Annotated in this window: 12 protein-coding genes and 1 pseudogene; 11 read left to right on the top strand and 2 right to left on the bottom strand. The window is 57.8% G+C overall.

The genetic code is table 11. From position 1 onward, the window contains the following. Window positions 1-6: 6 nt before the first annotated feature. The 10 genes from PMI11_RS04025 to PMI11_RS03975 all read left to right on the top strand — a co-directional run bounded on the left by PMI11_RS04025 (window position 7) and on the right by PMI11_RS03975 (window position 8,552). Window positions 7-786 (top strand): ABC transporter permease, encoded by a 780-nt coding sequence (locus tag PMI11_RS04025; protein ID WP_007813634.1) that lies wholly within the window; start codon window positions 7-9, stop codon window positions 784-786. Continuing rightward, window positions 773-1,822 carry an ABC transporter ATP-binding protein gene (locus PMI11_RS04020; protein WP_007813632.1) on the top strand — a complete coding sequence of 350 codons (1,050 nt, stop codon included), beginning with the start codon at window positions 773-775 and terminating at the stop codon, window positions 1,820-1,822. Before PMI11_RS04025 ends, PMI11_RS04020 begins: the two co-directional genes overlap by 14 nt. A 2-nt stretch (window positions 1,823-1,824) precedes the next feature. After that, window positions 1,825-2,415: a cysteine hydrolase family protein gene (locus PMI11_RS04015; RefSeq protein WP_007813630.1), complete on the top strand. Its 591-nt coding sequence runs from the start codon at window positions 1,825-1,827 to the stop codon at window positions 2,413-2,415. A gap of 61 nt (window positions 2,416-2,476) precedes the next feature. After that, on the top strand, window positions 2,477-2,956 hold the full coding sequence (locus PMI11_RS04010; protein ID WP_007813629.1) for a MarR family winged helix-turn-helix transcriptional regulator: 480 nt from the start codon (window positions 2,477-2,479) through the stop codon (window positions 2,954-2,956). Window positions 2,957-2,990: 34 nt separating this feature from the next. Next, on the top strand, window positions 2,991-5,354 hold the full coding sequence (locus PMI11_RS04005; RefSeq protein WP_007813627.1) for a beta-glucosidase family protein: 2,364 nt from the start codon (window positions 2,991-2,993) through the stop codon (window positions 5,352-5,354). Further along, window positions 5,354-5,680, top strand: coding sequence for an XdhC family protein (locus PMI11_RS04000; protein WP_244430532.1), 327 nt, complete (start codon window positions 5,354-5,356; stop codon window positions 5,678-5,680). Before PMI11_RS04005 ends, PMI11_RS04000 begins: the two co-directional genes overlap by 1 nt. Further along, the gene (locus PMI11_RS03995) at window positions 5,680-6,387 is read left to right on the top strand and encodes an XdhC family protein (protein WP_037070643.1); all 708 of its coding nucleotides are present in this window, start codon (window positions 5,680-5,682) and stop codon (window positions 6,385-6,387) included. Before PMI11_RS04000 ends, PMI11_RS03995 begins: the two co-directional genes overlap by 1 nt. A 506-nt stretch (window positions 6,388-6,893) precedes the next feature. Next, window positions 6,894-7,508: a nucleotidyltransferase family protein gene (locus tag PMI11_RS03985; protein ID WP_007813622.1), complete on the top strand. Its 615-nt coding sequence runs from the start codon at window positions 6,894-6,896 to the stop codon at window positions 7,506-7,508. A 373-nt stretch (window positions 7,509-7,881) separates the two neighbouring features. Further along, the gene (locus PMI11_RS03980) at window positions 7,882-8,136 is read left to right on the top strand and encodes a FitA-like ribbon-helix-helix domain-containing protein (RefSeq protein ID WP_007813620.1); all 255 of its coding nucleotides are present in this window, start codon (window positions 7,882-7,884) and stop codon (window positions 8,134-8,136) included. Then, on the top strand, window positions 8,133-8,552 hold the full coding sequence (locus PMI11_RS03975) for a type II toxin-antitoxin system VapC family toxin (RefSeq protein ID WP_037070639.1): 420 nt from the start codon (window positions 8,133-8,135) through the stop codon (window positions 8,550-8,552). The genes PMI11_RS03980 and PMI11_RS03975 overlap by 4 nt, the downstream gene beginning before the upstream one ends. Before the next feature lie 247 nt (window positions 8,553-8,799). On the opposite strand, the gene PMI11_RS03970 is transcribed toward PMI11_RS03975, so the two are convergent. Next, window positions 8,800-9,516, bottom strand: coding sequence for an IS6 family transposase (locus tag PMI11_RS03970; RefSeq protein WP_007813617.1), 717 nt, complete (start codon window positions 9,514-9,516; stop codon window positions 8,800-8,802). Between the two features lie 509 nt (window positions 9,517-10,025). Between PMI11_RS03970 and PMI11_RS03965 the strand changes: the two genes are divergently transcribed. Then, on the top strand, window positions 10,026-11,207 hold the full coding sequence (locus PMI11_RS03965; protein WP_037070638.1) for a Fic family protein: 1,182 nt from the start codon (window positions 10,026-10,028) through the stop codon (window positions 11,205-11,207). 180 nt (window positions 11,208-11,387) lie between these two features. Here the strand turns inward: PMI11_RS03965 and PMI11_RS03960 are convergent. Continuing rightward, a pseudogene (locus PMI11_RS03960) lies at window positions 11,388-11,713 on the bottom strand (hypothetical protein); the annotation flags it as partial.

Here is an 11,713-nt window from a genome sequence, read left to right as displayed (position 1 = left end):
AGGATCATGAAACCGCTTGGACGTATCTATCTTATCGCGATCCTTATCTTCCTCTACACGCCCATTCTCGTGATGATGGCAATGGGGTTCAACGCATCGCCGCTATATGAACTGCCCTTCAGCTTCTCGTTGCAATGGTATCAGGCTCTGTCGAGCAACACCGTGCTTCTGACGGCTGGCCTGAACAGCATCGTCATCGCCACGATCACGGCAGTGCTGGCGACGGCGCTTGGCACCATGGCTTCGGTGGCGCTGTCGCGACGGACATTCCGCGGCAAGAGCCTGCTGCAGCTAATGCTACTGCCGCCGATTGCCATTCCGTGGCTGATTACCGGCACGGCGATGCTGATCTTCTTTTACTGGAGCGGCATCGGGCGTGGCATGCATGCCCTGCTGATCGGCCACGTCGCACTCGCAATCCCCTATGTGGTTCTGGTGGTCGGAACCGGCTTCCGTACTATTCGTGCCGATCTGGAAGAAGCAGCCATGAGCCTCGGCTCCACTCCGGTTCACGCCTTTTTCTCGGTGACATTGCCGCTGCTCTATCCGAGCATCCTCGGCGCCGCGCTGTTTGCCTTCGCAGTTTCGCTCGACCAGTTCGTGATTTCCTACTTTCTCGCAACGCCCGGCTACACCACGCTGCCGGTGCAAATCTACTCCTCGATCCGCAAGGGCTTCACCCCTGAAATCAACGCAATCTCGACCGTACTTCTGCTCGGCTCGATGACGATCATCCTGATTTTTGCGCGTTTCGCCAAGCCTGGAGACACCCGTGACAAACGTTAAAGTCAATTCCGTCGCCAAGACCTACGGCACCACGCCCGTCCTGTCGGATATCACCACCGAGTTTCCCGAAGGCTCCTTCACCAGCCTTCTCGGCCCATCCGGTTCCGGCAAGACCACGCTTCTGCGCATCATCGCGGGCTTCATCAAGCCGGACCAGGGTATCGTCAGGATCGGCAACAACGATGTCACCGACATCCCTGTCTGGGGCCGCAACATTGGCATGATGTTCCAGTCCTACGCACTTTTCCCGCACATGACGATCGCCCAGAACGTCGCCTTCGGTCTCGAACGTCGAGGAATCAAGGGCGCCGCGGCCCGCAAGGAAGTTGATCGGGCTCTTGAGATGGTCCGTCTTCCCGGCTTCGGCGACCGCACGCCCAAGCAACTGTCCGGGGGGCAGCAGCAGCGCGTCGCACTGGCCCGCGCTATCGTCATCAAGCCGAGTGTGCTTCTCCTCGACGAGCCGCTGTCGGCGCTCGATCGCCGCCTTCGCCAGGAGATGCAGGTCGAACTGCTGCGCATCCAGCGTGAAAGCGGCCTGACGACGATCTTCGTTACCCACGACCAGGAAGAGGCGCTGACGCTGTCCGATAAGGTTGCCATTCTCGACAAGGGCCGCATCGTCCAGATCGGCGAGCCGGAAATCGTCTACGAACGGCCGCTTACGCGCTTTGCCGCGGAATTCCTCGGCGATTCCAACTTCCTCACCGGGACGGTGGATAACGGAGCCGTGCGTCTGGCCGATGGGACGGTGGTTAGGACCACCGGGACGTTGCCATCAAGCGGTTCCAAAATTACGCTCGCGGTTCGCCCGGAAAAGATGTCGATCGTATCTGGTCCGACGGACGGCAATAGCCTAACGGCACGCATCACCACGGTCATCTATGCAGGTCCGGTGCTTTCCTATCTGCTAGAGACCGCCGACGGCCTGCCGCTGAAGCTGTTTGCGCAGAACCGCGATGGGAAGATTCTAAGCGATGGAGACAGTATCACCCTGAGTTGGGCCCCGGAACACACCGTCTCGGTGGCCGACTGATCATGGCAGCCGCGCCGTTCTCCAAGAACACCTTGCATGTCGTCATAGACATGCAACGTCTGTTTGCCGAGGAAACGGCGTGGCACACGCCGGCAATTGCCGATATTCTTCCGAACGTACTGGCGCTCAGCCAAGCGCGCCCATTGGACACGGTCTTTGTCCGATTTGTGGTTCCGCAGAACGCGGAAGATGCAAAAGGCCGCTGGAAGAACTACTATCGCCGCTGGTCATCGGTGACGCTGGATGAGCTCGACGCGACCGTGCTGGATCTGGTCGCGCCGCTCGCGGCGATCGCCAGTCCAGGCTCCATCGTCGACAAAGAAACCTATTCCGTCTTCGGTTCGCCTGGATTCGCCGGCCGCTTGCGGAGATCGGGAACGGACACGCTGATTTTCTCAGGCGTCGAGACCGACGTCTGCGTCTACGCCAGCGTTCTCGATGCGGTGGACGCCGGCTACCGGGTCATCCTGGCCGAGGACGCACTGGCAAGCGGCGACATGAAAGCGCACGCCATGGTCACCGAGATCTTGGTGCCGAGGCTTTCGGAGCAGATTGAAATCTTATCGACAGAAGCCATCCTGAATTTATGGTGAGACTGAGTTCGACAATGCGATCGTCAGCCATCACGACGAACAGGCAGATTTGAGAGATCCGATGGACGTTCCGTTCAAAGACAAAGCCGGCCGCAGGAAGGCGGCAGCGCCCGAGGTTCAAGGTCACCAGGCCCAGTATGCGCTTGGCGAACAGATCGGCTTCTACCTGCGGCAGGCAAACCAGCGGCACGTGGCGATCTTTGCGAGCCTGATGGGGGAGAAACTGACCACGACCCAATGGGCAGCGCTAGTCAAGCTCAAGGAGCTGCAGCCCTGTTCGCAGGGCAATCTCGGCCGCGAAACCGCCATGGACATGGCGACAATCAAGGGGGTCGTCGATCGACTGGTGAAGCGCGGGCTGGTTCACACAGCACCCGACGCGACCGACGCACGGCGGTTGGTGCTGACGCTGACGCGGGACGGCGATGCGACGGTGGCTCGCAACCTGTCGGTCGCACTGCAGATTTCGCAGGAGACACTCGGCACACTGACGCTTGCCGAGCGGATGATGCTAATGGAACTCCTTCAGAAAATCTGCTGAGCCGACGCCTGTTCCATAACCTTGGAGACGACCTATGTTCCAGCTCAGCGAAGACGAAATCTCATCGCTCGTTGGCCAAATGACCATCGGCGAAAAGGTCGATCTACTGAGCGGACGCGGGCTGTGGAAAACGGCATCGATCGAAAGGCTCGCCATTCCTTCGGTCGTCATGACTGATGGTGCGTATGGCGTGCGCTATTCGACCACGCAGATCGACGCCGGCGACAACGACGAAGACAGTCTCCAGGCGTTCCTCGATCTCGTCGGGCAACAGGGCGACGGGGCAGGCGGCATGTTTGGCACCACTCGCCCGGCAACGTGCTTTCCAAACGGCAATCTGCTCGGTTGTTCCTGGGATACCGATCTCGCTTATCGCATGGGGGTTGCGCTCGCCGCCGAGTGCCAGGATTTCGGCGTTCATCTGCTACTTGGGCCCGGCATCAACATTCGCCGGACGCCATTGGCCGGGCGAGCCTACGAATATTATTCCGAGGACCCCGTGATCAGCGGCGAAATCGCAGCTGCCGTCATCTCCGGGCTGCAGGATCATGGCGTGGGCGCCTCGCTGAAGCATTTCGCCTGCAACAATTCGGAAATCGAGCGAACCACGACGAGTTCCGATGTCGACGAACGGTCCCTGCGCGAAATCTATCTCGCCGGCTTCGAGCGGGCAATCGAAAAGAGTGCGCCTTGGACCGTGATGAGCGCCTATAATCCGCTGAACGGCACCCAGGCGGCCGAACATCATTGGCTGCTTCGCACGGTGCTGCGCGAGGAATGGGGTTATGACGGGCTGGTCGTCTCCGACTGGCACGCGATCAAGGATCGTGCCGCGGCGCTCAGTGCTGGCACCGAACTCGATATGCCGGAAAGCCAACCGCGCAAGGCACGCCTTCGTGCCGCGATCGAAGCCGGCGACGTGGCGACGGAGGTAATCGATGCGGCCTGCGCCAGGGTTCTGGCGTTCGTACTCAAATGCAAGATGCATGAGCAGCGCGGCACAGCGGCGGATCTCGATGCGCACCACGCGCTGTCGCGCGAAATCGCGGCCGAATCAATCGTGCTGCTGCGCAACGAAGGCAAGGCGCTGCCACTTGATCCCGGCCGCCTGGGCGAGCTGCTCATCGTCGGGGATGGCGCTGTCATTCCGGTCATCCAGGGCTCCGGCTCCGCCACTACCAATCCTTATCGCGTCGACAGTCCCTTCGTACAGATCGCCGTGCGGGCGGGAGACACCTTCAAGGTACGGCACCTGCCCTTCTCCTCCACGGCGCAGGTGGACCTGTCGGCCTCGATCGAGGCGATCGTTGAGACAACCTCCCGCGCCGATGTGGTTGTCGTGTTTGCGGAAAACGAGAAAAGCCGCCACGGGGAGGGCAACGATCGCGACACACTGAAGCTCGCCGCCAGCCACGACGCCCTCATCAAGGCACTGGCGTCAGCCGGTCGCAAGATCGTCGTCGTGCTGTCGATGCCGGATACTGTCGAGATGCCGTGGCTCCAGGATGTCGACGCCGTGCTTGCCAGCTTCTATGCCGGGCAGGGCGGTGGCGAAGCGATCGCCCGTATTCTGTTCGGCGAGCAGAACCCTTGTGGCAAGCTCTCCGCCAGCATGCCCGCGCGCGTGAGCGATATTCCAGGCTGGCATACCTACCCGGGCGAGCACGGACGACATGTCTATAGCGAAGGTATTTTCGTCGGGTATCGATTCTACGATTTAAAAGAGATCGCCCCTGTGTTCCCCTTCGGGCATGGGCTCAGCTACACCACGTTCACGTATGAGAATATGGAGCTCGACAAGAGCGAGATCGACACGGATACGAGTTGTGCGGTGCGTGTTACTGTCCGCAACAGCGGATCGGTCGCCGGCAAGGAGGTGGTCCAAATCTATGTGCGCCCGCTTTCGCCCGGCTTAAAGCGGCCGATCCGCGAGCTCAAGTCATTCGCCAAGCTGCATCTGCAGCCTGGCGAGGCGAAGACGGTAAGCTTCACGCTGAGGCAGCGCGATTTCCGCTATTTCGACACGACACGCTCGGCCTGGGTTCTGGATGCGGAAGCTTTCGTGGTCGAGGCTGCGGCATCCTCTCGCGACATCCGCTTGTCCGCCACCCTGTCGTGCCGCCCGGAATCTTCCGCGCTGCCCGTCCTCTCGCCCAACTCTCCCACGGCGCTCGTCTTCGCTCATCCGAAAGCAGAGACTGCCCTTGTCGACTTCTTCTTCGCGGCGCTTTCTATTTCCAGCGCCGAGGCCACTGCACTTCTCGCCAAAACGAAAGGCTCCTTCCTTGGCTTCTATGACACCCTCAGCTGGTATGTCGGCGATAGCGTCAAGGAGAGCGATATCGCCGGGGTCTTCGCGCGATTGAACGACCATCACGGGGAGGCTCCGTCAAGATGATGCCGGGCATCTATCCGAACGATCCGCTTTCCGTGGCTGAGGCATGGATTGGCGAAAACCGATCCGTCGCCATCGCGACCGTCATCGAAACCTGGGGCTCGGCTCCACGTCCGGTTGGCAGCCATCTGGTCGTCGACGCAGATGGCAATTTCGAAGGCTCTGTTTCCGGCGGCTGTGTCGAAGGTGCGGTCATCACGGCCGCGGTCGATGTGATTGCTGGTGGCACGGCGCAGATGCTAGAGTTCGGTGTCACGGACGAGACCGCCTGGCGCCTTGGACTGTCCTGTGGGGGGCGTATCCGCGTTTATGTCGAAAGGCTCGAATGATGCAGCTTGCCAGCCTGCAACGCCTAAACGCTGCGCGCCGCAAACGGATCGCTGCGGTTTTGCTGGCTGATCTTGACAGTCATGCCGAACGCATCGTTCTAGAGGGTGATCCGCTTGAGGGGCCGAGCGCAGATTTGATCAAAGATGCCTTTCGCTCCGGCCGCTCGATGGCGTTCGACTCAATCGAGGGCAGACGGTTCCTGGACGTCTACTTACCCGCGCCGCGTATCGCCATTATTGGCGCCGTGCACATTAGCCAGTACCTGACGCAGATGGCAGGACTTGCAGGTTTCGATGTGCGCATCATCGATCCGCGCATGGCCTTTGCGACTAGCGAACGCTTTCCTGGTGTGCCTCTCTCCACCGACTGGCCTTCCGATGCTTTTCTGGTCGATCCGCTCGACCGTTACACGGCCTTGGTTGCACTCACCCATGATCCGAAGATCGATGATCTTCCGCTTGCGGAGGCGTTGCGGACGGGCTGCTTCTACATCGGCGCGCTCGGCAGCAGAAAGACGCATGCTGCGAGGACCGACAGGCTTGCGTCGGAAGGTTTCACCCCGGATGCGCTTTCAGCCATTCATGCTCCGATCGGGCTCGATATCGGGGCTTCCAATCCGGCCGAGATCGCCGTGGCGATATTGGGCGAAGTCATTCAAGCACTGCGGTCGCGCCATCTTTCGTTATCTGGGGATAGAGCACCATGAAATTCGGTCAGTTCTGCATCGACGACGCTGAAGGGTTTATGCTTGCTCATCCGCTGAGGCAACCCAAAGGCACGTTTTCGAAAGGCCATGTTCTGAAAGACAGCGACCTCGCACGAGAGAAGATCAGTCCGTCTGGATGCTGGGACAATCCATCGCGACTGAAGAGATATAAGGTTGTCTGATGCTACGATGAGCCAGGGCAACGTCCACCCGACCGTCAAGGGTTTATTGTGCGGTCAACAAAGCGGCGATCGACAGGCTCGATGTTATCGATTGGTCGACTACCTTCGCCTGCCTGGCCGACCACGCAAGGGGCGTCGGTACTATGATCGGCACGTTTAAAATCAATCCGCTTGCGGTTCTTCGCTCGAAGATCGACGAGACCTGTACATTCTGGCGGGTGAAAGTCCCGATGAAGATGATATATTCAAATGGGGGGTCGCGGGTCCGGTGATTGAGATCCGGACGAGGCCGATGCGCTGTGAGACCTTGGAGGAGAAGTCACGGTGAAGCCAATAGTGGCGATCGTACTTCTGGCGGCTGGTATGGCGACACGCATGGCCCCGAGCGGCGGCCACAAGCTGCTGGCCGAGTTTAACGGGATGCCGCTCGTCCGCCGTTCGGCGTTGACGGCGATCAATAGCCATGCCGAATCCGTCACTGTGGTCGTCGGCCATCGTCAGGACGACATCCGCAATGCGCTCTCGGATCTACAACTGAGCGTCGTCGCAAATCCGGATTACGCGTCCGGGATTGCAAGCTCCCTGGTGATAGGCTTTGCCGCTGCCGCGGCGAATGGGGCTGACGGTATCCTCGTTATGCTCGCGGACATGCCGGCTGTGACCAGCTGTGATCTCAACCGGTTGATTACGGCGTTTCAAGATAGCAAGCGTGAATCGATCGTTCGTGCCGTCTCGCAGGGCAAGCCCGGAAATCCCGTTATCCTGCCAAGGTCGCTGTACGATGCCGTTCCTCGGCTGAGGGGCGATGTCGGCGCCCGCGACCTTATAAAAACCTCCGGACTGCCGGTGATTGAGATTGAGATTGGCGAAGCCGCGCAGATCGACGTCGACACGCCTGAGGCCATCATCGCAGCCGGCGGTATTCCTGCAGAAAGCTGAAGCGACTCAATCTCTCAATACTTGGTCGAGATCCAGGTAGTCGCGGCTGTGTAATGAGAACAGGATGCGGGAGTGATGCGATGTTGCGCAGCTGAAAAGGCTTCTTAGCGTAATCGCTGCCGCGTCTAATAGCTAGCGATATGCTGCGAGATTTAATCGCCAGTATTTTCGCATGAAAGTTCCATAAATTAGATTACGCCTCAGACATGTGTTTTCAATGATTTAGTGAATAATCAGAGGCGGGTGGGTCGATTCTCATCAAGGCGAATATCTAAAGAGTCATGATATCGTCGTTATCAATGAAAGCCTTGAAGGTTGGTGTCATTTTGCATATGCTGATATCAAGGCAATCACATGCATGGAGGTGGTATCGATGCCGGCAGTTACCATTCGAAACCTCTCTGACGAAACACATCGTGCTTTGCGGGTGCGAGCCGCTCATCATGGCCGGAGCACCGAGGCCGAAATCCGTGACATTCTTGAAGCCGCTGTTCGTCCTCCTGAGCGTGTCAAGCTCGGCTCCTTGTTGACTGCCATTGGCCGCGATGCCGAGCTCTCGGACAGCGACGTCGAAGCCCTGCAGAAAAGTCGCGACAAGACACCTGCTGAACCGATGACCTTCGAATGATCTTGCTGGATGCCAACGTTATATCCGAGCCTTGGAAACCAGTTCCCGATGAGGCGGTAATCGCTTGGTTGGACGCACAAGCTATCGAAACGCTCTTCCTCTCCGCAATAACGATAGCTGAGCTTCGCTTCGGGATAGCTGCGATGCCTTCAGGGAAACGGCAAGCCATCCTGCGCGACCGCCTTGAGGGCGAAGTGCTGCCCCACTTTTCCGGGCGCATCCTCTCCTTCGATCTGGCCACTTCTCAGTTTTATTCCGCATTGATGGCACGCGCCCGAGCATCTGGGAGAGCGATTGGCACTGCTGATGGCTACATTGCAGCTACGGCGGCAGCAAACGGCTTCGCGATCGCAACTCGCGACACAAGTCCATTCGAGGCAGCTGCGCTGAGGGTGATCAATCCTTGGTCCAGATAATTAGGTCCGCATTAAGGTGTTGTGAGTTGGGGTCCCTTTAAGGCGAAGTCGTCGGCAAAGACTTCTTACTGAGCCCTTCCCAATATCGCCGTCAGGCCTTTCTTAGCAAAACCGAAATTTTCACGACCTCTGCCAAGTCTGTCGCAATGCCAGCCGCAACGGCAATGACGGGCCCTCCTTTGCAGATCTCTTGACGGCACTGTAAACTTAACGCTCCGAAGACAGGATCTGGGATTGGCGCTTTGGTTCAGGCGACGCGAAGGCATGCGATCTGGTGCCATATTTCCATGGCTATCGCTCGAAGCTCGCGGTGATGGGTGGAAGGGATGTCGTGGCGGGGAATGTGAAAGAGGTTGGCGATTGGGTCGTGGATGGAAACGAAGCGTTGAAGGTGCCTTGTTGACTTGAAGCGTTTCATAATCCTCTCACGCCGTCGGATCGGCTGATGAGAATTCTCGGCACGATTGTTCAGGCCTTTGTGCGAGCGATGTTCGACACCGGGCATGATGTCACGTTTTGCGGCGCCATAGGATCGGAGCTTGTCGCTGATGATCACACGGGGCGAACGGCCTTGCCCTTTCAAAAGCTCTCGCATCAACCGTTTGGCAGCCTTGGCATCGCGACGGTTTTGCACCAGCACGTCGAGGACGAAACCATCTTGATCGACGGCACGCCAAAGCCAGTGCTTCTTTCCACCCCTGGCGATGACGACCTCGTCGAGGTGCCATTTGTCACCAAGCTTGCCGGCCGATCGCCTCCGGATATCATTGGCAAAGTCTCTGCCAAATTTCTCCGCCCAGAGCCTCACGGTCTGGTGAGAGACGAGGACCCCACGGGCTGCCAGCATGTCCTCGACCATGCGCAGACTGAGCGGAAACCGGAAATAGAGCCAAACGGCATGGGCAATAACGTCAGCTGGAAATCGGTGGCGACGATAAAGAGGATCACGGGCAAATCTGGTCATGCCGCCATATCCCACATTTTGATCGATGCGCGGTTAACGTTACAATGCCGTTGCGCTGGTTTCATTAGAGCAGATCAGCCTGATAAAGCGGGTCATGATGGTTTGGAGATGCCTGAAGCCAAACGGCGATTTCAACTGAGACGCGCCGCCGAGACTAGGGTGTGCAGTTTCCAATCGCCTTTCCGCTCGATTGTATCGGATCCACAGGTCTAAACGTTGGCGGAGCAGTTGCTAGCGATGTAGAATTATCAACAAGCTACTCAAAAAGCGAAGCCGCCAGCGAGCACGATTGCTCTTCAGCAGAGAGGATCAGAGAGGTGTAACCTCGCACCCCAGGCGATTCCTATGATTTTTCAAGCACATAGATTGTCGGCTAACAGATCGTCAGCGCGTATCCCATCAAGGCGTGGAATTGAACGACGCTTATTTAAGGGCGCTTAACTTAGCTTCTTCCTTATTAAAGAAAACGGCGCCTTGCTTAAATAGCGGCTGAAAATCATACTCGCTCCATGTCTGATTCCGAGCCTAGTCAGCGGTATGGCCGCTTTGTCGAAACCTCTGTTGCCGGCGAGTCGGTGCGAGCATTTGTGCCCCCGCCATTGCCACCGGTGCCGTCCATCGATGTACTTTCGCTTTTGGAGCGACTTAGTTTAGCAGAGCGGGCGCTTGGACGGTTGGATGGCATCACAATGCTGCTCCCGCGTCAGGAGCTCTTTCTTTATATGTACGTTAGAAAGGAGGCTGTCTTATCCTCGCAGATCGAAGGGACGCAGTCGACACTTTCCGATCTGCTTCGCTTTGAGATGGAAGCGCAGGCCGGGCAACCAATCGATGATATTCGCGAAGTCTCAAATTACGTCGATGCAATGATGTACGGTCTGGAACGGTTACAAGACCTTCCGATGTCGCTACGCCTAATCCGTGAAATGCATGCGCGATTGCTGCAGAGTGGACGCGGCGGCACAAAAAACCCAGGAGAATTTCGGCGGTCACAGAACTGGATTGGAGGCACGCGACCGGGCAACGCACTCTTTGTCCCGCCTCCGGTCATTGAGATGGATGGCTGTCTAAATGCGCTCGAGCAATTCATGCACGAAGATCGCTCCCGTCTGCCTGCACTCATCAAGGCCGGTTTGCTGCACGTCCAATTCGAAACAATCCACCCGTTCCTGGACGGCAATGGACGCATTGGCCGTCTGCTGGTGACGCTGTACCTCTGCATGAATGGCGTATTACGCAAGCCTCTCCTCTATCTAAGCCTTTATTTGAAAACCCATCGCGCAGAATACTATCGACTGCTTCAGGAAGTTCGTGAGCAGGGTAATTGGGAGGGGTGGCTCGATTTCTTCCTCACTGGCGTAGCCGACACTGCCAACCAGGCGTTCGAGGCGGCAACTCGCATCGTTGACGTGTTTAAGGAAGATCGCGAAACGATTACGACCAAAAGCGATCGAGCTGGTTCGGCGCTTCGCATCCATGACCTATTCCAGCAAAATCCGTTCCTGACGCCTGGACAACTCACCGAACTGACGGGCCTATCGGCACCAACCGTGAATGCAGCACTGATGGATTTGGAACGTTTTGGTGTGGTTGAGGAGGTAACAGGCCGGAAGCGAGGGCGTGTATTCAGCTATCGGCGGTACCTGGCGATCCTAAGCGAAGGTACAGATCCATTGCCCGTAGCTTCGTGAAAAGCCTAGCGTTCTGGAAGGGGTCGACCGATTCCATTTCTATCATGCTTTTGTCAGAATAACGACCTCCATCAAGCCCGACACCAATGAAAACAGTATGGTAGAGGCCACCGCAATCAATCTCTTAGATCAGGAGTAGGCAGGCGCAGGTCTTTCCGCCAGCCAGGACCTCTACTGACCCTAAGCGGCAGCCTCCCAGACTTGATTCAAAATACGGGCGGCAAGCGCTGCCTTGTCCTGCGGCAGGAAAGGGCCGTAGTGCTGCTGGATCATATCTGGGGTATCTTGGATCGCGTAGCTCGCCTGTTCATACGAACCGGTCTGCTTCGGGATGTGCGTGGCGAGGACATCCCGGACATTGTGCGGCCCATGGGGTAACAAACCCTTGATGGCACCACGACCGGTATAAGGATTGTAGATCCCATAGCGCTGAATGGCTAGCCGCCAAGCTTCGTAGAAGGTACCTTCCTTTTCGTAAAGGACCTTGCCATCCCTTGCGATGTCGA

Source organism: Rhizobium sp. CF142, assembly GCF_000281145.1.
Lineage (GTDB): Bacteria > Pseudomonadota > Alphaproteobacteria > Rhizobiales > Rhizobiaceae > Rhizobium.
Note: the sequence above shows the minus strand (reverse complement) of the source record. Positions and strands in the feature narration are given on the sequence as shown.